20 protein-coding genes and 1 pseudogene are annotated in these 24,402 nt (G+C 64.8%); 4 read left to right on the top strand and 17 right to left on the bottom strand.

Translation table 11 applies throughout. The features are described 5' to 3' along the window. Window positions 1–52: 52 nt before the first annotated feature. Complete coding sequence (locus RZA67_RS13615) at window positions 53–898, top strand: MnmC family methyltransferase (RefSeq protein ID WP_317213263.1); 846 nt, start codon at window positions 53–55, stop codon at window positions 896–898. A gap of 113 nt (window positions 899–1,011) precedes the next feature. Here RZA67_RS13615 and RZA67_RS13620 read toward each other — a convergent pair whose 3' ends face one another. Next, window positions 1,012–1,824, bottom strand: coding sequence for an alpha/beta hydrolase (locus RZA67_RS13620; RefSeq protein WP_317213264.1), 813 nt, complete (start codon window positions 1,822–1,824; stop codon window positions 1,012–1,014). 180 nt (window positions 1,825–2,004) lie between these two features. Next, window positions 2,005–3,150 (bottom strand): YncE family protein, encoded by a 1,146-nt coding sequence (locus RZA67_RS13625; protein ID WP_317213265.1) that lies wholly within the window; start codon window positions 3,148–3,150, stop codon window positions 2,005–2,007. A gap of 193 nt (window positions 3,151–3,343) precedes the next feature. On the opposite strand from RZA67_RS13625, the gene RZA67_RS13630 reads away from it, so the two are divergent. Then, window positions 3,344–3,838 carry a nuclear transport factor 2 family protein gene (locus RZA67_RS13630; protein WP_317213266.1) on the top strand — a complete coding sequence of 165 codons (495 nt, stop codon included), beginning with the start codon at window positions 3,344–3,346 and terminating at the stop codon, window positions 3,836–3,838. Between the two features lie 84 nt (window positions 3,839–3,922). Here the strand turns inward: RZA67_RS13630 and RZA67_RS13635 are convergent, their stop codons facing one another. From RZA67_RS13635 to RZA67_RS13655, 5 genes and pseudogenes are all read right to left on the bottom strand, one after another. Next, window positions 3,923–5,623: a ShlB/FhaC/HecB family hemolysin secretion/activation protein gene (locus RZA67_RS13635; RefSeq protein ID WP_317213267.1), complete on the bottom strand. Its 1,701-nt coding sequence runs from the start codon at window positions 5,621–5,623 to the stop codon at window positions 3,923–3,925. A gap of 1,070 nt (window positions 5,624–6,693) precedes the next feature. Beyond that, window positions 6,694–7,548, bottom strand: a complete 855-nt coding sequence (locus tag RZA67_RS13640) for a hypothetical protein (protein ID WP_317213268.1) — start codon at window positions 7,546–7,548, stop codon at window positions 6,694–6,696. Window positions 7,549–8,013: 465 nt separating this feature from the next. After that, window positions 8,014–8,895, bottom strand: a complete 882-nt coding sequence (locus tag RZA67_RS13645; RefSeq protein WP_317213269.1) for a hypothetical protein — start codon at window positions 8,893–8,895, stop codon at window positions 8,014–8,016. Between the two features lie 90 nt (window positions 8,896–8,985). Continuing rightward, window positions 8,986–9,345 (bottom strand): annotated as a pseudogene (locus RZA67_RS13650) (DDE-type integrase/transposase/recombinase); the annotation flags it as partial. Beyond that, window positions 9,291–11,525 carry a hypothetical protein gene (locus tag RZA67_RS13655; RefSeq protein WP_317214023.1) on the bottom strand — a complete coding sequence of 745 codons (2,235 nt, stop codon included), beginning with the start codon at window positions 11,523–11,525 and terminating at the stop codon, window positions 9,291–9,293. The pseudogene RZA67_RS13650 and the gene RZA67_RS13655, both read right to left, overlap by 55 nt. Between RZA67_RS13655 and RZA67_RS13660 the strand changes: the two genes are divergently transcribed. Continuing rightward, window positions 11,512–11,700, top strand: coding sequence for a hypothetical protein (locus tag RZA67_RS13660; RefSeq protein ID WP_317214064.1), 189 nt, complete (start codon window positions 11,512–11,514; stop codon window positions 11,698–11,700). The two genes, RZA67_RS13655 and RZA67_RS13660, sit on opposite strands and share 14 nt — an antisense overlap. A gap of 262 nt (window positions 11,701–11,962) precedes the next feature. On the opposite strand, the gene RZA67_RS13665 is transcribed toward RZA67_RS13660, so the two are convergent. The 9 genes from RZA67_RS13665 to RZA67_RS13705 form a co-directional block, all read right to left on the bottom strand. After that, window positions 11,963–12,130 (bottom strand): hypothetical protein, encoded by a 168-nt coding sequence (locus RZA67_RS13665; protein WP_317213270.1) that lies wholly within the window; start codon window positions 12,128–12,130, stop codon window positions 11,963–11,965. A gap of 112 nt (window positions 12,131–12,242) precedes the next feature. After that, window positions 12,243–13,457 carry a D-alanyl-D-alanine carboxypeptidase family protein gene (locus tag RZA67_RS13670; RefSeq protein WP_317213271.1) on the bottom strand — a complete coding sequence of 405 codons (1,215 nt, stop codon included), beginning with the start codon at window positions 13,455–13,457 and terminating at the stop codon, window positions 12,243–12,245. 110 nt (window positions 13,458–13,567) lie between these two features. After that, a complete protein-coding gene (locus RZA67_RS13675) occupies window positions 13,568–14,803 on the bottom strand; it encodes a septal ring lytic transglycosylase RlpA family protein (protein WP_317213272.1) in 1,236 nt (411 codons plus the stop codon). Next, the gene (gene mltB / locus RZA67_RS13680) at window positions 14,800–15,945 is read right to left on the bottom strand and encodes a lytic murein transglycosylase B (RefSeq protein ID WP_317213273.1); all 1,146 of its coding nucleotides are present in this window, start codon (window positions 15,943–15,945) and stop codon (window positions 14,800–14,802) included. The genes RZA67_RS13675 and mltB overlap by 4 nt, the downstream gene beginning before the upstream one ends. A gap of 422 nt (window positions 15,946–16,367) precedes the next feature. Beyond that, on the bottom strand, window positions 16,368–17,480 hold the full coding sequence (rodA, locus tag RZA67_RS13685; protein ID WP_317213274.1) for a rod shape-determining protein RodA: 1,113 nt from the start codon (window positions 17,478–17,480) through the stop codon (window positions 16,368–16,370). Then, window positions 17,477–19,573 (bottom strand): penicillin-binding protein 2, encoded by a 2,097-nt coding sequence (gene mrdA / locus RZA67_RS13690; RefSeq protein WP_317213275.1) that lies wholly within the window; start codon window positions 19,571–19,573, stop codon window positions 17,477–17,479. The genes rodA and mrdA overlap by 4 nt, the downstream gene beginning before the upstream one ends. 1 nt (window position 19,574) lies before the next feature. After that, complete coding sequence (mreD, locus tag RZA67_RS13695; protein WP_317213276.1) at window positions 19,575–20,060, bottom strand: rod shape-determining protein MreD; 486 nt, start codon at window positions 20,058–20,060, stop codon at window positions 19,575–19,577. Then, the gene (mreC, locus tag RZA67_RS13700) at window positions 20,057–21,031 is read right to left on the bottom strand and encodes a rod shape-determining protein MreC (protein ID WP_317213277.1); all 975 of its coding nucleotides are present in this window, start codon (window positions 21,029–21,031) and stop codon (window positions 20,057–20,059) included. Before mreC ends, mreD begins: the two co-directional genes overlap by 4 nt. Before the next feature lie 120 nt (window positions 21,032–21,151). Continuing rightward, window positions 21,152–22,198, bottom strand: a complete 1,047-nt coding sequence (locus RZA67_RS13705) for a rod shape-determining protein (protein ID WP_317213278.1) — start codon at window positions 22,196–22,198, stop codon at window positions 21,152–21,154. A 319-nt stretch (window positions 22,199–22,517) separates the two neighbouring features. Between RZA67_RS13705 and RZA67_RS13710 the strand changes: the two genes are divergently transcribed. After that, a complete protein-coding gene (locus tag RZA67_RS13710) occupies window positions 22,518–23,456 on the top strand; it encodes a carbohydrate kinase family protein (protein WP_317213279.1) in 939 nt (312 codons plus the stop codon). A gap of 92 nt (window positions 23,457–23,548) precedes the next feature. Here the strand turns inward: RZA67_RS13710 and RZA67_RS13715 are convergent, their stop codons facing one another. After that, a complete protein-coding gene (locus RZA67_RS13715) occupies window positions 23,549–24,277 on the bottom strand; it encodes a hypothetical protein (RefSeq protein WP_317213280.1) in 729 nt (242 codons plus the stop codon). Window positions 24,278–24,402: the final 125 nt, after the last annotated feature.

The raw sequence follows: 24,402 nt of genomic DNA on the forward strand, positions 1-24,402 counted from the left end.
GCGCTGGGCCATCGGGTACCATGCTCTGCCCTGCCTGCCGCCGTGGTTTTCCGTGCCCCACTACATCGGACCCCTGCTCACCCGTGAAAGTGGCGATGCCCTGCGCCGCACCCAGGCCGCTGGCAACAGCACATGGACCGGCTCGCTCGACCTTGGCCGCAGCGAAGCAACCGTAGCGGTGGACGAGACCGGCTTCAGCGTCGGCGGCGCCCACTACCCCTGGCCGGACAAGCTCAAGGACCGCACCCTTTATTACTTCGATGGCGAAGGGTTTGCCGCTGTCTCGCGCTTTTCCGGCTCGCTGATCAAACTGGTGCCGACTGACTGGGGTGCACCCACCTTCGAGATCGACGGCATCAAGATGCTGCCGACGGCCAAGGTTTCCCCGTTCGAGGATGCCCGCCGCAAGGTCGCGCTGGTCGCACCGGCCGGCAAGCGCGTGCTTGATACCTGTGGCGGGCTCGGTTACTTCGCAGCGTGCTGCCTTGAGGCAGGCGTGGGCCATATCCGCTCGTTCGAGAAGAACCCCGACGTGCTGTGGCTGCGCACGCTCAACCCGTGGTCACCCGACCCGGACGCCGCCAGCAGTGGCGGCCGCCTGCAGTTGGCGCAAGGCGACGTCTCGCAGCAGATTGAAAGCATCGAGAGCAGCAGCGTCGACGCCATTCTGCACGATCCCCCGCGCTTTGGCATTGCCGGTGAGCTGTACTCCCAGGTGTTCTACGACCACCTGGCACGGGTGATCCGCAACGGCGGCAAACTGTTCCATTACACCGGCGCACCGAACAAGCTCACCAGCGGCCGAGACGTGCCCCGCGAAGTCGCCAAGCGTCTGGAGAAAGCCGGCTTCAAGGCCGAGCTTGCCCTCGACGGCGTCCTCGCCAGCAAGCGCGCGTAACGCCGGGCTCTGGTAGAGCCGACCCTACGGTCGGCTGCTCTCGGGCCAGACCACAGTGCTACCACCGCGCTTCGCGCGTGAGCCGACCGTGGGGTCGGCTCTACCCTGGGGCCTCAGCGCTTGAGGAAGTTCAGCAGCGCCAGGTTGAAGCCGTCGGCGTGGCTGGTATTGCAACCATGCGGTGCGCCCGGCAACAGCACGAGCTCACTGCCACTGATGGCGGCATGGGTACGCTTGCCCGAACCTTCGAACGGAACAATGGCATCGCTGTCACCGTGCACCACCAGCGTCGGCACCGTCACCTTCTTCAGGTCAGTACGGAAATCGGTGGTGGCAAAGGCTTCCATGCATCCCAATGCGGCCTTCTGGTCAGATTGGTGGCACAGCGCTACTGCTTCCTTGCGCTTGTCCTCGGTGACCTGGAGCTGGCCGTTGGCACTGAAGAAATCACGGGTAAACCCGTCGAAAAACTTCTCCCGGTCCTGCTCCAGACCCTGCCGCATCTCATCGGCCTTGGACTGCTCCAGCGGGCCATCCGGGTTCTCCGCATTTTTCAGCAGGAACGGCGGTACGGCCGCAGCGAACACGACACTGTGCAGCCGGTCCTCACCGTGGTTGGCCACGTAGCGGGCCACTTCGCCACCGCCCATCGAGAATCCGACCAGCGTCGCATCCTTCAGGTCCAGATCGTCGAGGATGCCGCCCAGGTCGGCCGCCAGGGTGTCGTAGTCATAGCCGTCAGCCGGCTTGTCCGAACGGCCAAATCCGCGGCGATCGTAACTAATGACCCGGTAGCCGGCATCGCGCAGCACCTGCTGCTGTGGCTGCCATGCGTCGGCCGACAACGGCCAGCCGTGAATCAGCACCACCGGGCGGCCAGTGCCACCGGAATCTTCAACATGCAGGCGAACGCGGGAAGCAGACATGGGGGCTCCAGAGAATCGGGAGTCATCAGGCTAGAACGACCGCGGTAGGCGCTGGTGAAAATAGCGGCTCCAGCGATGACGGCGCCTACACATGCATGACGGCCGTGACTTCCCACGTTCAGGCACCCGGCGGGCCGGCATCACGGGCATCGCCCGTCATGCGGCCCCTGCCTGACGCGCTTACAGTGCGATGCGTGCCACGCTCTCGTTGGCGCCCTTCGGGTCGCTCTCGCCGTTCTTGATGCTCACATACAGCACATTGTTCGCCTTATCCAGCGCCAGACTGTTGGGGTGCGTGCCCACCGCCCAGCGCCCGACCGCCCGGTAGGTGTCACTGTCGTAGGCGGTCACCGTGCCTCCTTGGCGGTTGGTCACGTACAGGCGCTTGCGCGGTGCGTCGAGCAGAATGCCCAGCGGGCCGGCATCGGTGGCGATGCTTGCAAGCTCACGGCCCGTGGTGCGGTCGAGCACCAGCACGCGCTGGCCCGGGTGCCGGGACGTGAAGCCTTCGATGCTGTTGCCCTGGTAGGTGCGGATCATCTCCAGCCCCTGATCGGTCACGAACAGACGCTTGCCATCCTCGGCCAGCGCAATGTTCATCGGCTGCTCGGCGCTGATGGCAAAACGCTGCTCCACCTTGCCGGTATCGGTGCCCACGGTCACCAGTTCGCCCAGCAGGTTGCTGGCATAAACGCGCTTGGCCGCAGCATCCAGCGCCAGACCGGGCGCCTTGGCATTGCCCAGCCCGGCGATCGTATCCACCACCTGCAGCGTGGTGGTATCGACCACGAACAACACGCTGCCGGTCTCCGAATGACCGGTCACGTACAGGCGGTTGGCGGCACCATCCACCACCAGCTCGCGCAGGTCATGGCTGTAGCGCGACGTGCCGTCCGGCGCAGTCACCTTTTCCATCAGCTGCACGATGCCCACCTGCTTGTTCTGGGCGGTGTCCACCACCGTCACCGACGTATCGACCGTGTTGCCCACATAGAGCCGATTGTTCGCATCGTCGAGCACCACGCCAAAGGCCTTGCGCTGCAGCGGAATGGACTGCTGCACGGCCAGCGTGGTCGGGTCCAGACGCAGCACCTGCGCCGGGCCCGCGTCGTCACCGAACCCACCAGAGGACGCGACGAAAACCGCGTTCTGCGACGGGCTGTAAGCCAGCTCGTAAAGGCCCTGGGCCACGGCAGCGCGCTGCACGGCAGCGTCGGTGGCGGCGGCAGAGGGTGTGGGCTCGGCCGCAAACGCAGCCGGCGCGGCCAGCGACAACGTGATGGCCACGGCGAGGGAAGCAGAACGGAACAGGGTACGGGAATGCATGCGAGCGTCCTTGATGGGCACGGTAGGGTGTCCTGGCTCGCGGGGCCGTACGAAGACGGCCGATCCGGCATGTCGCACGGAAAGGCTGGCTGGGTTAGCGGGGGAGGATGGTAGCAGACTTGGCGATGCCGCTGGGCGGCTGGCGACGTTCCACCTGTGCCATCCTGTGCCAACTTCCAGGGGAACGTCTTCCATGCGTCACATCATGATCCTTGCGCTGGCCTGCAGTCCCGCGCTTGCGTCGGCATCGCAGTCAGCCGAACTGCAACAGCAGATCCGTACCGCCGATACCCAGCTGTTCCAGTACGCTTTCCAGAACTGCAACCCGGACAAGGCCGCTGCCATGACCACCGAAGACATGGAGTTCTTCCATGACAAGGACGGCAAGTCTGCAAGCAATCGGGAAGACTTCCGCCAAAGCCTCATCCGCTTCTGCGAAGGGGCCCGGCAGAACGGCGTGGCGCTGCGCCGCGAGCTGGTGGACGCGTCGCTGCAGGTCTATCCGATCCAGGATGATCGTGCACTGGAGTTGGGTGAGCACCGCTTCCATGAGACCGGCAGTGACGGGGTCGAGCGCTGGGTCGGACAAGGACGCTTCGTCCAGGTCTGGCGGCGCATGGACGGCGCATGGAAGCTGGAACGGGTGGTGAGCTATGACCACGGCGCCGCAGATCCTCAGAGCCGCTGAGTCCCTGCTCAACACGGCCGCGGCCGCACAGCGCGCATCCATCCACCTCGGCCCCCCGCAACAGCGCGCCGGACGCTGGTGCTTCTACAACGCCAGCGCGGCCTGCAGGCCCACCACCGGGCTGCGGCGCACACCGCGCGGAGCATGCAGGCCACGGCCGGTAAACACGTCCCACGACGCGCGCCCCACCACGCCCCGCGCCCCGATGACCGCGCCACTGAGCGAGCGCCGTGACATGGCCGCCGCGGACGGTCCACTCACCCGCCCGCCATCCACACCCAGATACAGGCCGACATCCGAGCCCAGGGCAAGCGCCAGCGTGTTGCGCAGATAACCGCCACGCTCGGCCGCCAGCGCCTGCTCGCCATCGAAACCGCGCACGCTGTAGCGGCTGCCGAGCGCGATCTGCTCGTTGGCGTACAGCACATCACCGCTATGTTGCAGGCGCAGCTCACTGGTCCACGCCAGTCGCCGCGTCAACGGCAGATCGACCGACAGGTCCAGGCTGGTCACCCGGTACTGCCACGTCGGGTAGTCGCCCGGCGTGCCGCCGCGGTCGCGCTGCCCGCCCAGCCACGGCACACCCCGACGCTGCGACAGGCGCCCATCCAGCCGCACACGACCCCACTGCTGCCGGTGACGCAGTGCCAGCTCGACAGCGGTCGTGTGACGACGCTGGTTGAGCAGCTCCTCATCCTCGACAAAGCTGCGCGCGGCCTGCGTGCTTGCACGCACCTCCACGCTGCTACGATGCGACTGCCCACGGTGCAGGTTGCGCTGCAGCCCCAGCGAGCGACCGTCGGTCCGTCCACTGGTGGTAAACGCCACCTCCTGCCCCTCCACGGTCTGCCGGTAGTTGAAGCGGCTGCGCCCCGCATCGAGCTGCCACTGGCCCCAGCCCAGGCTGTAGCCGAGCGAATGCGACCGCGTACCGCGTGCCGCACTCTCACCCACCAGATCGTGACCCAGGCCGACGCTGATGATGTCGTTGAGGCCGACAAGGTTGTCGAAGGCCAGCGACGTGTTGCCCTGGATCCGGCCGGTGGACTGCGAGCCGCTGTCGTCCAACGCCAGCATTCCGCGCAGGCGGCGCCCGCGCGACACACTCACCCGCAGATCGGACAGTCCCGGCGCCTCGGCGGCCTCGATATCGATGCGCGCGTCCTGGCTGGGCACGCGCTTGAGTTGTTCCAGCCCCTGTTCGATGGCGCGCAGGTTGATCACATCACCTGGGCGCAGCGGCAAGGCATTGGCCACGATTTCCAGCGCCACACCGTCCACGCGCAGATGCCGCAGACGTCCCGGCACCACCTGCACACGCAGCACCCCGTCAGCGAGGTTCTGCTGCGCCACGCCGACCCGCGTGGTCACATAGCCCCGGTCGAGAATGAGATCGCCCAGACGACGCACGATCAGACCAACCCCTTCAGCGCCCACGCACCTGCCCTCATAGCGCGCCAGGTAGCGCCGGGCGAAGCCGAATCCAGTGCGCGGGGCGCCGTCGAGCACGATGCGCTGCAGCCGCCGGCACTGGACCTCCTGCGGCAGCGTGACATCGCGGTGGCTTACCGCCTCGGCCGCATCGTCCTGCAACTGCACCTGCGGCTGCGCACGTTCCAGCTCACGTTCCCGCGCCAGGCGCGCCTCGCGCTCGCGCCGCTCGATTTCGAGGGCGGACTGAGCGTAAGCGGGGGTGAGGACGGCGCTGGTGCTGTTTACCAGCAGCAACGCGAACAGCGCAGCCGGCAGACGCGCGCGCGGGTGAAACGTGGAGCGATGAGGCATGAACCCGGTTCCAGAAGCTGCGCGCCATGGCAGGAGGTGCGATGGCATTCGACGAAGCAGCGCGCATCCTAGGTGAGCGGCGTCGCATCGTGGACGTGTACTGCAGCGCTCAAGCCGTGAACTGTGATGTCGCGCAGAAGCTTGTAGGTGAAATCTGATCTTCGCGCGGGGAAAGCGTCGGTTCTGGCGTGGTTGGTGGATACCTCACGATGGCAAAAAAAACGCTTTCGGGTTGGTCGCGACACCCGTAGCGAATAGCTCGTCCGCGCTCGCCGCCTCACGGGCATCCCTCATGCCAGCCCAAGCATTTCACACTGGAAGAATCCCGAGATGTGGGCTAGCAGGTAATTGACTTCTTCCGACGCTGCTCACCACCGCTCGTCAATCTCAGAGCGATAGCCAGTTTCGACGCGGTCGATCAGCACGGGGGCGCTTACAATTGATCGCACAGGATACTTTTGCTCGTCCGCGGTAAGCGCACGACCCAGTCTTGATTCTACGGCGCCATCCCAAAGCCAGACGGATCCTCCCGGCCCGCCAGCTCTTGCTCTGAACATGGGGAATACGGCGAGTCGTTCTGGTACAGAAGCGGTACAGACAAACTCGACCAACTCCAAGTTCACCGCAGCCTGCAAGGGAAAGAATGCGGAAAACTGCACTGTCTTCTGATGCTCAGTGCTCCACCAAGGCTCCAGGTCATCGAATCCATCGAAGATCCTTAGAAGATGTCCGAACTGATCATTCTTATGGCTGACTTGAGCGAACGCGACGCCCTCACACGTGCGCAACCTGATTACAGCGCCAATTTTTACTTTCCTACCCAATTCAACCCCCATTATTCAGGCTCTCGACATCCGAGAGCGAGGCATGGCTGATACCTCTTTTTCGTCTGTCCCGACAGAAATACTCGACCCGAGTTTGCTGAGCAACGAAACACCGCTTCAGCCGAAACACGAAGATTGACCAGAGCATTCGCAACCATTCGCTCATCGTTCCCGACAGCGCCCATCAGCCTGATGCTTACCGAAAGACGTCGCCTTTGTTGAACGGAAAGGCCGTCTCGCTGTGTGTTACGTCAGCAGCTCACTCCATGGCGAAAAATCGAATTTCCCTTCTTTGTTGCGAAGCACATGGGCGCTATAGCGATCTATTGCATCTGCCGGATCGTGAAGGACTCTGAGATTCGCTACATCACCATGATGTATGTGATAGACGACCTGGTCTGTCCGTGTCGAGACCACGAAGAACTGATCGCCAATCGGACCGATCTGGTTAGCCTTGCGCGTATCGAGAAAGCAACGGAACTTGTAGCGTTTGATGCCATTAGACTTGGTGAGGCAGTCGGGAAAACGGCTGGCCAAGTCCGCTAGGAACTTCTTCTTGTATCCTCGACCCAACGAGTCGAGATACTGGTCTGCATCGCGCCACTGCGATGACGGATGGCCAATCAACCCTCGATTAATCAGAGGCCCCTGAAAGGGCTCGCTTGGAACTCTCCAGCCTCCGGCACGCCACAGCCATGACTTGGCCAACGCATCGGGTAGAGAGAGTAGAGAGCCGAAGCAATCATTGCCCTCCTCGTAGGTCCTTCCTTTAAAGCAGGGCTCGACTTGGATCATTTTCCCTGCGCAATCTATGAACATCACCAAAAGGGGACGTTTCACCTCATGTAAAGTGTCGTAGACAAGAACAACCCCCACCTTCAAAGATGCCGCGCACTCGACAAATGCGGCGTAGGAGTGTGGCTGAAGCGCAAAGAAAGGCTCGATGATCCATGCGAGCCCTTTATCCAAAAGGTAGCTGTAGCTACGTCCATTGTCTATTCTTGCCCATTCCTGAAAGGAACGGTCGTAGCTTTCAAGCTCGCTCGAGTATGTCGCATAGATGCCACCATCCATTTCGCGGACATACTCATCCTTGGACACCCACCCTTTCGGGTTAGAGCAGGGCACGATTGTCCTCTCATCGGGCTCACACCCACACTTGCTCATAAGTAGCTCGCAATAGTTTTCTCGACATGACCACGAAAGGCTTCCTGCCTCGTTTCCAGTTCTTTCTTGTACTTTGGATCGACCGGCTTTCCGTTCCAGTACACACATCCTCCTTCTACAGCCTAGACCCTGCACCCTTTCGAACAGTTCGCCGAAGCCAGCATCGCCTGCAGGTTCTTTGGGTTATCCAGCAACTGTTTCTGCACGCGCGCGGCAGCCTTCGAAGCCTTCCATTCTGAGGACCTCGTTCTTGTTTAGAAGATGATCAACGTGCACCTTCGCCGTTGCCGGCAACACCTCGCGCATGTCGATCAACGAGTCGATCCAGATCAGCTCGCCGCCCGCGCCGACCCAGGCTGCGTTGTTGACCTCACCGCCGAGTCAATACGTTCGCCGACGTTACGTCAGCAGTTCGCTCCATGGCGAGAAGTCGAATTCGCCCTCTTTGTTGCGAAGTACATGGGCACAGTAGCGATCTATTGCATCTGCAGGGTCATGCAGGACCCTTAGATTGGCTACATCGCCATGATGTATGTGATAGACGACCTGGTCTGTCCGTGTCGATACCACGAAGAACTGGTCGCCGACCGGGCCGGTCTGGTTCGCCTTGCGCGTATCAAGGAAGCAGCGGAACTTGTAGCGTTTGATGCCGTTTGACTTGGTAAGGCAGTCCGGAAAGCGACTGACCAAGCCCGCCAGAAACTTCTTCTTGTATCCTCGCCCCAACGAGTCGAGGTACTGGTCCGCATCGCGCCAATGTGATGACGGATGGCCAATAAGCCCGCGATTGATCAGAGGCCCTTGAAAGGGTTCGCTCGGAACTCTCCAGCCTCCCGTGCGCCACAGCCAAGACTTGGCCAACGCATCGGGCAAAGAGAGCAATGAGCCGAAGCAATCATTTCCTTCTTCGAAGGTTTCACCTTCAAAGCAGCCATATACATCAATCATCCTTCCGGCGGCGAAGAAAAACACTTCTCTACCAAGTTTTTGTGTAAGCAGCGGATGCATCGAGGAGGAGAAATCAACACACCCAATCATCAACTCACCCGCCACTTCTTTAAACGCTTCAAAAGAGTACGGCTGCCGTGTTTCCAATGGTTCAATCAACCACTTTAATCCACGGCGAAGAAGCAGACCCTCATCGTAACCGTAACCTTCGCGCACGCGCGCAGAAAGAAGAGCGCGCCAGTCTTCGGGCATCCCCTCAAAGCTGTAATAAATGCCATCGAAGAACCGCTTACACGCATCTCTACCGACGTTCTGATCAGCTTCTTCTTTCATGCCCATGAGGATTCTTCTCAGCGTCTCAACTTTAGTTATTGTTGATCGCGCGCCTGACCTTTTCTGGACCGGCCAGACTTCCGTAGACACTCATGAGCCGCTTTGCGCATAGCGCCGTTCAAACTCTACAGGGGCCAGGTCGCCAGCGGAACCATGCCGACGAACCGGGTTGTAAAACATCTCGATGTAATTGAACACGTCAGAGTGCGCCTCATCCCGGGTCGGGTAGATCCGCCGCTTGATTCGCTCCTTCTTCAGTGCACTGAAGAAGCTCTCAGCCACTGCATTGTCGTGGCAGTTGCCTCGCCGGCTCATGCTCGGAACTATGCCGTGTTGCTTCAGTAGCGATAGCCAGTCGCTACTGGTGAACTGGCTGCCTTGGTCGGAGTGAATGATCAAGCCCGCAGCAGGCTTCCGCTTCCATATCGCTGATACGAGTGCCTGCAACACACGTTGGCGTACGAGGTGCCGTCGATGTCGAAGCTCGGTGCGCTGATCGTGCCGTCAGCGGCCACGGCCGAACCACCGCCGATGGCGTCAGCTACCGACTGCGCGGTGCCATGCAGCTGCGCGCCGTTGATGGCCTCATCGCTGGTGGCGCTGACTTCACCGGCCTTGACGCCGCTGATCACGGTACCGTCGGTGCCGGCCAGAGCGATCTCGCCCTTGGTCGCATCGGTGTAGGCCACGGCCAGCGGATCAGCCGTGCCAGCATTGGCTGCCACGTAGGCTTCGAGCTGGCCCACGTTGACTGCGTCGGTCTTGGCGGTACCTGCGGCCAGGTTGGCGATCTGGCGCTGCTGGGCGGTCGAACCGACCGATACCACGTTGGCGCGGTCAGCCGTGGAGCCGGCGCCCAGTGCCACCGAGTTCAGACCCGTAGCGGTCACATTGGCACCCCGGCCCAGTGCCACGCCATTGGTGGCGGCCGTGTTGACGATGCTGGTTGAGCCGAGCGCGACGGCATTGTCGCCTGCGGCACTGGAGGTGTTGCCCATCGCCAGTGCATTGGTACCGGCCGCACGCGCGTTGAAGCCGTTGGCAACGGAGTTGTTGCCGGTGGCATGGGTGCCGTTGCCCAGCGCGACGGCATTGGTACCCGAGGCCTCGGCAGTACCAAGGGCCAGGGTGCCATTGGCCGTCGCCTTGGCCTCGCCACCGATGGCCACTGCCAGCGAACCGGTCGCTTCCGAGCTGGCGCCGATGGCGGTGGAGAAGCTGCCGGTGCTGGTCGCGCCGCTGCCGATGGCCACTGCATTGGTGCCGGCGGCCACCAGGGCTTCCGGATCACCCGCATTGGCGTCGATCTTCAGATAGCTGTCCTCGACAGCCGCCATCGTGCCCATCGAACCCATGGCCGAAATTTTGGCGTTGACGTCGGCAATTGCCTTCTTCGTGGAGAAGGTGGTGCCGGCGATCAGATCGTTCATCTGCCCGACGGTGGCGGCATCCGTTGCTTCGGTACCGTCGCCAACATTGGTGATCCGGCGCACCAGTCCGGTGCTCGCATTACCCACCGAGACGGTGTTCAGCCCATTGGCCACCGAATTGATGCCCAGCGCGACGGCACCGGTGGAGGTCGCCACGGCGGCATTGCCCGTGCCGCGACCACCAATGTACGGGTTGGCCGTGGCAGCCGCCTTGCTGGCCGCGGTCAGCTGGTCCAGGTTGACCGCATCGGTACCGGCAGTGCCGGCGGCCACGTTCTTCAGCTGCACCGGTGCACTGCCCGCGTTGCCAAAGGTGACCGAGCCGTAGTTCGGCGTGCCGTCGGTGTTGCGGTCATAGACCACGGCCGCCTGCATGTTGCCCGAGGCATCCACCAGGCCGCTGTCGGCCAGCTTGTCGCCCAGGTCCTTCAGGCCATCGCTGTTGTCGGTGGCACGCTGGTCGAGATTGGTCAGCGCATCGCCGAGATTGTCACGGTCCACCCCGCCCACGTTGTAGGTCGGCGCGGTGATCGTGCCGTCGGCGCCCACGGCAGAACCGCCGCCGATGGCGTCAGCCACCGACTGCGCGGTGCCCTTGAGCTGGGCCAGGTTCACTGCATCGTTGTCGGCGGTACCGGCGGCCATGTTGGTGATCTGGCGGGTGAAACCGCTGGTCGCTTCGTTGCTGCCCACAGATACGCTGTTGCCCCGGTTCGCGACGCTCCGACTGCCCAGCGCAACACTGTCTTCGGTCGTTGCACGTGCGCCGGTGCCCAACGCCGTCGCGCGGTCCTCACTACCGCGTGCATCGGTACCGATGACAACGCCGCGCGTAGAGAAAGAACGAGCACCAATTGCTATCGAATACGAGCCCGAATTTCTTGTATAAGGGCCAACAAGAATGGTGCCGATGCCCCCTGCCAGCACATCGTTACCAATGGCAATCGAATTTTCAGTAGCGAGAATGCTACTAGGCCAAAGTTTTGCATTTTGGCCAATGGCAATAGCGCCGATAGCCGCAGCCCTATCCGCGGCTGAATCCAAGCCGGCACCTTGACCGATCGCCACCATACCGTCATAGCCAGCTCGGGCGCCGGCGCCGATAGCGACCGCATTCGCACCCCGTGCGATGCCGTTGCCTGCCTCGTAGGAACCAACGCCCGCCAGGATGCCGATCCCATTGGACATGGAAGAAATCATCGGCGCGGCTTCGCAGCGCAGACCATCAGCCGAAATCGTTTCATTGACGCCGCACTGCAGCGGCTGCGGCGAGCCAGCCGCCATCGCTGCGCCGGCGGGCAGGGCCATGGCCACGGCCATCGTGGTGGCCAGGCGGGTGCGGCTTTTCTTGCCGCGCGCAGCGGCAAACTCGTGAGTAATGGCCCACGTACCCGTCGAGGTATTGAAGACCAGCTTGTAAACAGTGTTCATGCACGGCATCCGAAGTTCAGTGCGCTGCACGCAGCGCACCGGCATTGATCGAGAGGTTAAAGACCCGTTTTCCGGGCTCGCGCCATACTCAATGCGACACCAAATACGAACTATCGGACACGGCCGAAACCATCACTTCTGGCTATTAACAGGTGCAGAGCAGAATCGTGAAAAAAACTGGCGAATCAAAAGGTTGCTGGATCACGTCATTCACCATCCAGCAGGTTTCCATGGAAATCCATAGACTCCGCTTGGCGGCGCTTCAGCATCGCATCCTGCACGGATTGGCGGTTGCGAAGCGTCGCGCTGACGCCGCGCATCGCAGGTACGCCGGCTGCCAGGGACGCCGACATCGCGATGGCGTATGGAGTCACGCCCCGTGTAGTCCGGGGCGAGGCAGCGTCCTTGCCCGATGCTCAAAAAGCCGATACCCGCCGGGCGGCGGGCATCGGGGTCACTGCGCTGCGCGGAGGCGTTCGGGATGCCTCAGGACTCCCACCACATCCAGAAGCTGTCCCACAGACGCTTGAAGAAACCGGCTTCTTCCACTGCGGCCACAGCGACCAGCGGGGCCTGCGCCACCACTTTGCCGTCGAGGGTCACCTTCAGGGTGCCGATCTGCTGGCCTGCCGTGATCGGCGCTTCCAGCGTCTTCGGCACGTCGATGGTCGGCTTCAGGTCGTCATAGCGGCCGCGCGGCAGGCTGACCAGCATCGGCTGCGCCACACCCAGCTGCACCTTGTCGGCTGCACCTTTCCATACCTTGTGCTCGGTGACCGCCTTGCCCGGTTCGTAAAGCCGGTGCGTCTCGAAGAAGCGGAAACCCCAGTTCAACAGGGCCAGGCTGTCGTCGGCGCGCTGCTTCTCGGAGGCACCGCCGAGCACCACCGCGATCAGACGCTGGTCACCGCGCTGGGCCGAGCTCATCAGGCAGTAGCCTGCCTCGGAGGTATGGCCGGTCTTGATCCCGTCCACACTGCCATCGCGCCACAGCAGCAGATTGCGGTTGGGCTGCTTGATGCTGCCTACGGTGAACTCTTTGATCTTGTTGTAAGCGTAGGTTTCCGGGTAGTCACGCACCATCGCGCGGCCGAGCAGGGCCAGGTCATACGCGGTGCTGTGGTGGCCCGGCGCGGTCAGGCCGTGCGCGTTGACGAAGTGCGAGTTCTTCATGCCGATCTGCGCGGCATAGCTGTTCATCAGTGAAGCAAAAGCTTCCTCACTGCCGGCCACGTGTTCGGCCAGGGCGATGGCTGCATCGTTGCCCGACTGCACGGCCATGCCTTTTTCCATGTCTTCCAGACGCGCCGTCTGGTTGACCGGGAAGCCGCTGTAGCTGCCGTCGGTACCGGCGCCCCCTTCGCGCCAGGCGCGCTCGCTCATCATCACCTGGTCGTCCGGACCGACCTTGCCGTTCTTCACTTCAGCGGCGATGACATAGCTGGTCATCACCTTGGTGATGCTGGCCGGCGCCAGCTGCTCGTGGACATTCTCGCCGGCCAGCACCTGGCCGGAGGCGGCGTCCATCAGGATCCAGGCCTTGGACACGCTCGGCACGGGCGCCGGCGGGGTTGCCACGGTGGCCGGGGCTGCCGCCGCTGCCGGGGTCGGCGTGGCCGGAGTCGGCAGTTCGGTCTGGGCGTGGGCCAGGCCCACCGCCAGGGTGGCGGCCAGCGCGGTGGCGGCAAAACGGATCTTCATGGGACAGCAGGCTCCTGGTACGGCCAAGCAGAGGAAAGGGACAGCACACCATTGTAAAGGTGCAGGCTCAGCGACGCAGACGGCCTGTTACCGCCGGCCCGCGCCGTCATTCATTCACGCACGATCTGGGGGGCGCCAAAGCCGAGCCCGGCGATGCGCCCGGCCAGTTCAGCAGCGCTGGCGTGGTCGCTGGCCGGCACGCGCAGGCGCCACAGCGTACGGCCACCGGCGGCGATATCGGTGATGCTGGCGCCGACGATGCCCGCGGCGCTGAGCTGGCCCATCGCGCGTGCCGCGTTCTCACGGCTGGCAAAGCTGGCCACCTGCAGCAGCACGCTGCCGAGCATCCGGGTTGCCGGTGCAGCGCTGGCAGCCGGTGCTGCCGCTATTGCCGCAGGACGCGCGGCGGCCACGGCCGGCGTGGTTGCCGACGCTGAGCCTGCAGGCGTGGGCGGTGCCAGCGCGGCGACACTGACCGGGTTCGCTTCGGTTGGCGCCGCGGCGGTGGTGGCCGGCAGTCGTCCAACCAGCCGATCCATACCGCTGTGGGCGCTTGCAGCGGAAGACGCCGCCGGGCCGCGCGCGGTGGTCGACGGCGGCGCAACGGCGGCCACGGTGGCGGCCCGGCGCTCGGTACGGCTGGGACGTGCAGCCATGACCGGCCCGTCTTCGCCAGGCTGCAGCGCGCGCACTTCAACATTGCCGGTGCCGCGCTGGGTGATGCCCAGCCGTACCGCTGCGGCGTAACTGAGGTCGATGACGCGACCATCGTGGAAAGGGCCGCGGTCGTTGACACGCACGATCACCGACTCCCCGTTGTCCAGGTTGGTCACCCGCGCAAAGCTCGGCAGCGGAAGGGTCTTGTGCGCGGCAGTGAACTGGTACATGTCATAGACCTCGCGGTTGGAGGTCAGCCGGCCATGGAACTTGGCACCGTAATAGGAGGCGGTACCGCGCTCGTTGTAGCCCTTGGTGTTTTCCAGCACGCTGTACTTCTTGCCCAGCACCTCATACGGGCTGCGGTTGCCGATCGGGGAGCGCTCCAGCGCTTCAACCAGCGGCTCGGGAATGCAGGCCACGTTCGGCACGTAGGTCGGCGTGGTGTCCTTCACGCCGGGCTTGTACAGGCCACCGGCGGTGTAGTTGCCCCGCGTGCTGGGGTCCTCGGTGGCGGCGGCATACGGTGAGCCTTCGGGGCAGTTCGCCGGGCGGCTGCTCTGCGCGGATCCCTGCACCACCTTGCCCGGAGGCTTGCCGGTGGCCGGTCCGGCCGATCGGGGCGGTGCGCTGCTGCAGGCAGCCAGGGCAAGCGCGGCGATTGCGGGGACCAGCCATCGGATGTTCATGCCGGTGGCAGCTCCTGGCCTGCGATGGCCTGCGACAACTGGAAGACACTCATCGCGTACATCTTGCTGATGTTGTAGCGGGTGATGGCGTAGTAGTTCTGGAAGCCCAGCCAGTACTGCTTGCCGGTGCTGCCTTCCAGTGTCACCGGGGTCGCCGTGGCGCCGGGCTGCACCGGCGCGCTCGGCTGGTAACCACGCCGGGCCAGCGCGTCCAGCGACCAGGTCGGCGCCCATTCGGTCGGATTGAACTCTTCCCGGCCGGGGGCCAGCGTCGCGGGCACCGCCACCTGCCCACCGCGCACCCAGCCGCCTTTCTTGACGAAGTAATTGGCGATGGAGGAGAACACATCGTCGTAGCTGGTGAACAGGTCGCGGCGACCGTCGCCGTTGCCATCCACCGCGTAATCAAGGTAGCTGGACGGCATGAACTGCCCCATGCCCATGGCGCCGGCATAGCTGCCCTTCAGGCCGGTGATGTCCAGTTTCTCGTCGCGGGCCAGTACGAACAGGTTGGCCAGCTCGTCGCGGAAGAACAGCTCGCGGCGTACTTCGCGTTCGAGCTTGGCCGGGTCGCCACTGCGGGGATAGTAGAAGGCCAGGGTGTACAGCGCATCCAGCACGCGGTGACTGCCCGTGTTGGCGCCGTAACTGGATTCAACACCGATGATGGCCACGATCACCTCGGCCGGCACGCCGGTGCGCTGCTGCACGCGCATCAGTTCATCGCGGTGCTGGGCGAGGAACTTCCGCCCCCCCTCGATGCGCGCCTGGGTGATGAACATCGGCCGGTATTCGTTCCACGGCTTTACCCGCTCGGCCGGGCGCGCCATCGCGGCGATGATCGGCTGGCGGACCTGGGCCTGGTCGAGCACCGAAGCGATGTAATCCGGTTCCAGCCCATGGCGCGCGGCCGTGTTGCGGATGAAGGCGGCGCGCGCCACCTCGAACGGCACGGGGGTCAGGTCCACTGGCGGCGCCGCCGCAGCAGCGGCCTCGGGAGCGGCTTCGGCCGGGCCCTTGTGACCGTCATCACGCGCGGGCGGCGCGGTCTTGGTCTCAGGCGACGGCGGTGGGGACGACGGCGGGGTCGCGCAGGCGACCAGGCCGAAGGTGAGCATGCAGGCCAGAGTGCGTCGGATCATCGCCGCAGGTTAGCAGGTCATGGATCAAATAAAACCCCTAAGGCCATGAATCGCAACGGTTTGGTTCGCCAATTCAGGAACCATGAAGCGTATCGGCGTGCGGCAGCGGGCGGTCGCGCCTGTTCAGCACACGACGCGAATGGCCGCGATCTGCCGCAACCTGAACAGTTTGAAGAGGTTGCCGGTTGCGCCCCCATCCCGCAGACGCAACCGGCCACCGGACCCGCGCTACGGGCGCCTGCATCTCCCCAGAGCAGGTTTCCATCTCCACGAAGGTCAGTTACTGCTTCCTGCCGATGCGGCGCGGCCTGTCGCGCATGCTGGCAGGGCGCCATTGTGCAGGGCAATTACGACAAGTCCATTGATCAAGATCAACATTGCGTTAATTTGTGACCTAACGCACATATTTGATGTGAAGCCCGCTATCGATATCCGCCATGCACCGGGTTGTGACTGCGCACCGCCATCACCAGACCGAAGCCGGCCAGCAGCGAGACCGCTGACGTACCGCCGTAGCTGATCAACGGCATCGGCACGCCGACGACAGGAAGCAGGCCCGAGATCATGCCGCCGTTGACCAGCACGTACACGAAGAACGCCAGGCCGGTGGCCCCGGCCAGCAGCCGTGAATACGAGTCGCGCGACTGGCTGGCGATCCACAGGCAGCGCCCGACGACCACCAGATACAGCGCCAGCACCAGCGCTACCCCCAGCCAGCCGAACTCCTCACTGAGCACGGAAAACGCGAAGTCGGTGGTCTGCTCGGGGATGAAGTTCAGGTGCGACTGTGAGCCCTGCCCCCACCCCTTGCCATCCCAGCCGCCAGAACCAATGGCGATCTTGGACTGGATGATGTTCCAGCCTGCGCCCAGCGCATCCATCTCCGGGTCCAGGAACATCATGATCCGGTCCTTCTGGTACGGCATCAGCAGCCAGAACCAGGCCACCGGCGCCACCGCCGCGATCCCGCCCAGCCCGACGCCGACCCACCACCACGGCAGCCCGGCCAGCAGCAGCACGAACACGCCGGAGGCGGCGATCAGCACCGCCGTGCCGAAGTCAGGCTGCAGCATCACCAGTGCGGTGGGCACCCCGATGATCACCAGGGTCATCACCACCGTCGTGAATCGCGGCGGCAACGGCATGCGGTGCAGATACCACGCTGCCATCATCGGCAGGCTGACCTTGAGCAGCTCGGCCGGCTGCAGGTAGAAAAACTTCAGATCGAGCCACTGCCGGCCGTACTTGCCGGTGCCCAGCACGAACACCGCCAGCAACGGCAGCATCGACACGGCGTAGATGAGCGGCGTGGCCGAGCGGATGCGCAGGATCGACACCCGCGAAATGCCCCACAGCGCCGCCAGGCCCACCGCGAAGCGGATGCCCTGGGCCGTCATCAGGCCATCGCCCCCTGCGCTTTTCAACGTCGCCAGGCCGATCACCATCAGCCCGCCCAGAGCCGCGCACAGCACCCAGTCCAGCGTGCTGAAAAAGCGCTGCAGCATGTCCCCGGCCCAGCGCAGAAAATCCTTCATCGGCGGGTCTCCGTGGCAGGGGCGGTGGGCGCGGACAACGCGGCCGGCACAGGTGCCGGTGCCGGTGCCGGTGCCGGTGCCGGTGCCGGTGCCGGCGGTGCAGGATCGGGTTCGGGAACACCGACCGCAAACGGCAACGACGGCAGCGCCGCAACCTGCACATCGGCCGCATGACGTGCGTTGGGATCTTCGTTGTCAAACACATTGACGCCGAGCACCGTGGTTCCGCGCTCAGCGTCCAGCGGCAGCAGACCGGCCGGCATTTTGCCCAGCAGCCAGGCGTCGAACACCTTGCGGGCGATCGGCGCTGCGGCCGAGCCACCGTAACCACCACCCTCCACCGCAATCGCCACGGCGATGACCGGGTTCTCCGCGGGTGCGAAGCCCACAAACAGCGAACGGTGGCGCAGATGCATCGGCAGACTGCGCGGATCCACCGCGGCCGTGCCACGGCGGCTGATGACCTGGGCGGTGCCGGTCTTGCCGGCCATCGTATAGGGCGCACCTGCGGCCATGCGCGCACCGCTGCCTCCCGGCCGCATGGTGGCCATCATGCCTTCGCGCACGGCCTGCACATTGTCCGGGTTGGGACTGATCGGCCGGGTCGGCCCCTGCGGGGGCGCCAGCCAGTCATGGTCGAATCCCTCACGCTGCTGCGCTACCAGGTGCGGCGTGCGCAGCTGCCCATTGGCCAGCCCACCCACCCCGCGCACAAGCTGGAGTGGGGTCACTTTCCAGTCGCCCTGACCGATGCTGATGTTGACGGTGTCACCCGGGTACCAGCGTTCCTTGCGTGTCTTCGCCTTGTGTTCGGGCGAAGGCAGAATGCCGCCCGACTCGCCGGTCAGGTCGATGCCGGTCGGGCTGCCGAACCCGTAATAGGCCATATAGCGGTCAAAGCGCTCGATGCCCATGTCCAGCGCCAACCGGTAGTAGTAAGTGTTCACCGACTGGGCAATGGACTTGCGCAGGTCGGTCCAGCCGTGGCCGCCACGGTTGGCATCGCCCCAGCCGCGGCTGGTACCCGGCAGGTAGAACATGCCGGTGGACAGCACCTTGTCCTCCGGCCTGCGCACACCGGAGTCCAGGCCGGCCAGGCCGATCAGTGGCTTGATGGTCGAGCCCGGTGCCACACCACCCAGAACCAGCCGGTTGAACTGCGGGCGCGACGGATTGTCATTGAGCGCTCGGAAGTCGGCATGGCTGATGCCGTTGACGAACAGGTTCGGGTCATAGGACGGCAGGCTGACCATGGCCAGGATCTCGCCGGTGCGCGGATCGATGGCCACCGCCGAACCTTCCTGCTCGCCGAACGCGGCTACCATCGCACGCTGCAGATCGGTGTCGATGGACAGCCGCAGATCGGTGCCCGACTGCGCCGCTACCCGCCCCACCGTGCGGATGGCCCTGCCCTGCACATTGGTTTCCACCTGCTCGTAGCCGACCTTGCCGCGCAGCTGCTGTTCGTAATAGCGCTCCAGCCCGCTCTTGCCGATATGGGTGAGCGCGGCATTGCCCTCGCCGAGTATCTCCAGATCCTTCTCATCCACGCGGCCGACGTAGCCGATCACGTGAGCGAACAGATCACCGTAGGGGTAGCGGCGGGTCAGGTAGGGTTCCAGCTCCACGCCGGGGAACCGCCAGCGGTCCACTGCAAAGCGCGCCATTTCCTCTTCGTTGACGCGCAGCTTCAGCGTCACCGGCAGGAAGCTGCGGCGGGCCTCGCGTGATTTTTTGAACGCAGCGATCTCTTCCGGGCTCAGCTGGATGATGTGCGACAGCCCTTCCAGCGTCGCCTCCATGTCCTTGACCTTGTCCGGCGTGATGTCCAGCCGGAACGCGGGAACGTTCTCGGCAAGCAGACGGCCGTTGCGGTCGTAGATCATGCCGCGCCCGGGCACCACGGGCCGCGGCTTGATGCGGTTGGCTTCCGAGCGCGTAGCGTAGATATCGTGGTCAAGCACCTGCAGCTTGAAGTACCACGCACCCAGCCCGCCCAGGCACAGCACCACCATCAGAAAGCCGAGGGCAGCGCGCCGGCGGAACTGTTCGGCTTCGGCGTGCGGGTTCTTGGCCTGGCGACGCGGCTGCATGTCAGCGCCCGCGTCGGCCGAAGCGGACCGCGTCGAGCAGCACGAAGATCACCGGCCACAGTGCCATGCCGAGCAGCGGCGACCACCAGTAAGCCCACGGCAGCGTCGGCTCGCCGACCACCACGTGCACCACCGCGCTGACGATGAGGTCGTTGAGCAGCAGGCCGCCGACAGCGAGCATCTGCTGCGACATCGGGAAGAAGCGGATACGTGCACGGAACCGCTGCAGGATGAAGGCCAGGATCACCAACCGCAGTGACTGTTCGCCGAGCAGGCCGCCGTACAGCAGGTCGGCGAGCAGGCCGCAGCCGAATGCCAAGCCCAGGCCGCTGCGCTCGGGCGCCTCGATCAGCCAGTAGGCCAGCACCAGTGCGAGCCAGTAAGGGCGCAGGGGCTGCAGCACCATCGGCAGCGGCAGCAGCCCCAGCATCAGAGCCAGCAGCAAGCTGACCGGCAGCACCCAGACTTTGTCGCGCAGCCGGCTCATGGACGGGCCTCCGGGGCGGTCCGGGGGGCTTGGGGCTGGGGGCTTACGCCCGACGTGGCGGGGGTCACGCCCGGCGCCACGGCGGGGCCGCCGGGTTCGGCGGGTGCGGTCGGCAGGGACGGTGGCACCGCGATCGCAGCGCCCGGGCGCAGCAGCAGCACATCGCGGCCGCGGTCAAGCTGGGCCGCCGGGGTGAGCTTGCCGACCAGGAACGCGTGCGTGTCATCCGGATTGAGGCTGGCGATGGTGCCCACCGGGAAGCCTGCCGGGAAACGCCCGCCCAGACCGGAGGTGATGATCTCATCGCCCACCTCCACTCCCGCGCTGAGCGGAATATCGCGCAGCTCAAGGGTGTCGCCGCGACCATAGACGATAAGTCGCACGCCGTTGCGCGCCACCGTCACCGGCACCGCATGGTCCGGGTCGGTCAGCAGCAGCACGGTGGCGGTGCTGCCGGTGGTGGTGATCACCTGCCCCATCAGTCCACCGGCGTCGATCACCGCCTGGCCCACGTGCACGCCATCGCGGCTGCCGGCGGCCAGCACCAGGCGCTGCCGCACCGGGTCGAGGTCGATGTCCAGAATCGGCGCCAGCTGCACGTCCAGCCCGCTCCGCTCGGCCACATTGAGCAGCTCGCGCAGCTGGGCGTTGTCCAGCGCGGCGGTCTGCAGCCGGGTCAGGCGCGCATTGGCGATCAGCAGCTGGTTGCGCAGATGACGGTTCTCCTCCACCAGCTGGCCGTGGCTGGCCGCGTTGTCGCGCACCTGCCCACTGAGCTTGCCGGGAAGGCCGGCCAGCTGCCACAGCGGCTGCACCACGCCATTGGCCTGTTCGCGCACACGCGCCAGCCAACCGGCCTGGTCATCCAGCACGATCAGCACGATGGCCAGCGCAAGCCACACCAGCAACCGCAGCGGGCTGGCGGCATCGCCGGAGCGGGAAGCAATGGGAGGACCGGCGTAGGGAGGCACGTGACGCTTCAGCAGAAAAAGGACAGGGGAAAAAAACGCGCGCGCCCTGCCGGTGCCAGCCCGCGCGATGCGCGGACCGCACGCCGGAAGGGCGCGGTCGCAGCGGAACGCCGCAGCGGCTTACTCCGGTGCAAAGAACTCGTTGCCGTGCATGTCCACCAGCTCCAGCGCACGACCACCACCGCGGGCCACACAGGTCAGCGGGTCGTCGGCCACCTGCACATGCAGCCCGGTTTCCTCCGAGATCAGCCTGTCCAGGTCGCGCAGCAGCGCGCCGCCACCGGTGAGCACGATGCCGCGCTCGGCGACGTCGGCGCACAGTTCCGGCGGGGTCTGCTCCAGCGCCAGCTTGACCGCGCTGACGATGCCCGACAGCGGCTCGTGCAGGGCTTCGAGCACTTCATTGGAGCTGATCTTGATCATCTTCGGCACACCCTCGGCGAGGTTGCGACCGGAGATCTCCAGCTCGATCACCTCGGCCTGCGGGTAGGCGCAGCCCAGCTCGACCTTGATCCGCTCGGCGGTGGCTTCACCGATCAGCATGCCGTGGTTGCGGCGCACGTAGTTGGTGATCGACTCGTCGAAGCGATCACCGCCGATGCGCACCGAGGCGGAGTAAACGATGCCGTTGAGCGAGATCACCGCCACTTCGGTGGTGCCGCCGCCGATATCGATGACCATCGAACCACGCGCCTCGGTGACCGGCATGCCGGCACCGATGGCGGCGGCCATCGGCTCCTCGATCAGGAACACATCGCGCGCGCCCGCCTCTTCTGCCGACTCCTTGATCGCGCGGCGCTCGACCTGGGTCGAGCCGGCCGGCACGCAGACCAGCACGCGGGGGCTCGGACGCAGCACACGGGACTTGTGCACCTTCTTGATGAAGTGCTTCAGCATCGCCTCGGTGTAGGTGAAGTCGGCGATGACGCCGTCCTTCATCGGGCGGATGGTGGTGATGTGGCCCGGGGTACGGCCCAGCATCTGCTTCGCTTCGGCACCCACAGCAGCCACCGAACGGGTGCCGCCGATGGCGCGATCCTGGCGCACGGCAACGACCGACGGCTCGTTCAGCACGATTCCTTGGCCACGCACGTAGATGAGGGTGTTGGCCGTGCCCAGGTCGATGGACAGGTCATTGGAGAACATGCCACGCAGTTTTTTCAACATCGAAGGAGTGGTCCTGAGGGGTGCCTTGCCCGCCGCGCGCAAGGGGCGGCCACGGGCAGAAATCGGGGATTGGCAAGCCTAGCAACCTCCCCCCCTGCGGGCAAGGACAATTCAAGCTGAACCCGCGTATTCATTGGGTTTGAGCGGGTTTGGCAACCCCGCTGAAAGGCCCTGCAGCCCGCCGGCCTCGGCCGTGGGTTCTGGCCCTGAGCGTCACCAGCGGTTAACCTTTGCGCGGTCGGGCGCCCATGGGCGCCATTTGCTTGCCTGCCTGCGCCCGCCCTCGGGTCGCGCCAACCCCTGCCGAGGCTTTACATCGATGTCCGCTTTGATCTGTGGTTCTCTTGCCTTCGACACCATCATGGTGTTCCCGGACCAGTTCAAGAATCACATCCTGCCGGACAAGGTGCATATCCTGAATGTTTCGTTCCTGGTGCCGCGCATGCGCCGCGAGTTCGGTGGCTGTGCGGGCAACATCGCCTACAACCTGCACCTGCTGGGCGGTGATCCGATCCCGATGGGCACGGTGGGTTCGGACTTTGGTCCGTACCGTGAGTATTTCGAGGGCCTGGGGATCGACCTGAGCCGGGTGCGCGTGATCGACGAACTGTTCACCCCGCAGGCGTTCATCACCACCGACCACGACAACAACCAGATTACCGCCTTCCACCCCGGCGCGATGATGCGCTCCTACGAGAACCACGTGCGTGGCGTACCCGGCGTGACGCTGGGCCTGGTCGGTCCGGACGGGCGCGAAGGTATGATCCAGAACGCGCTGGAGTTCCACGAGGACGGCGTGCCGTTCATCTTCGACCCGGGCCAGGCCATGCCGCTGTTCAACGGCCCGGAACTGCGCGCCTTCATTGAACAGGCCGACTATGTGGTGGTCAACGATTACGAGTCCAATCTGCTGCAGGAACGCACCGGATGGGACGAGAAAGAGATCGTGAGCCGGGTCAAGGCGTACATCACCACCCGCGGCCCGAAGGGCGCAGTGATCCACACCCCGGAAAAGAGCTACGACATTCCGCCGGCGCACGAGCGCCGCGTGGTCGACCCGACCGGCTGTGGCGATGCGTTCCGCGCCGGCCTGATCTATGGCATCCAGAAGGGCTTCGACTGGCTGACCATCGGCCGCATGGGCAACCTGATGGGCGCACTGAAGGTCGAGCACCCCGGCACGCAGAACCAGCGCTTCACCTTTGACGAGTTCAACGAGCAGTTCAAGCAGCAGTTCGGCTACGCCCTGAACGCCTGACCCCACCTGCGCCGTAGTGCCGGGCCATGTCCGGCAACGCGGACCGCGTTCTGGCCGAAGAGCAGCCGACCATGGGGTCGGCTACGGGCAGCTCAGCGCCAGGGCATCTGGCTGGCATCCAGTCCGCCGGTTTCGAACACCACGGTGCGGGTACCACCGGCCTTGACCGGGAATTCGATGCTCAGCGCCTTGGCCTGCCTGGCCTGCGCCCACAGCGCGCGGTGATCGGTGATGAACATCGCGATCGCTTCGTCGGTATCCGGCCGCCAGGCGGCCATCGCACGCGGCTTGCCGCCGTCAACGCTGACCTGCACGCGACAGCCGCCCGGGCAGCGGAAATCGCCGCCCTGCAGCACCAGATAGGCATGCTGCTTCCACTCGGGATGATCCCGGAACACCAGCTGCACCGGCGTTGGACCGCTGCCGTCGACGTCCACGCGCTCCTTGCCGTAGATCGACGCCGACCGCTGCGTGCCCTTGGTGCCCACCGGGATCTGGTTGTAGCTCCACAGCGCCTGCATGCGGCGCAGATCGCGCGCGGCCTCGGCCTTCTGCTTGACCTCGGCAAAGCCCGGTTCGATGCGCGCGGCGGCGGCGGTGTCCTTGTAGACATCCAGCAGCGCGCCGCCATGGATGCGGGCGCGCTCCCAGTTCTCTGCAGCGACTTCGCGGTCGTACTCGGCGGCGACCTCGTCGGCCTTGGCCTCCTTCTGCGCCTGCGCGGCCGCGGCGGCAGCAGCCTGCGCCTGGCGTTCGGCTTCCGGGTCCGAACACGCGGACAAGGCCAGCAGGCAGGCGGAAAGCAGGGTCAGTCGTTTCATGGCGGGTCCTATGCAGTACGGCGCACAGTGTAGCGCCGCAATCTGCCCGGGTAGAGCCGACCCCATGGTCGGCTCCGCGCGCAGCGCGGTGGACGCGCTGCAACCTGCCCGGGTAGAGCCGACCC

Source organism: Stenotrophomonas sp. C3(2023), assembly GCF_032911385.1.
GTDB lineage: Bacteria > Pseudomonadota > Gammaproteobacteria > Xanthomonadales > Xanthomonadaceae > Stenotrophomonas.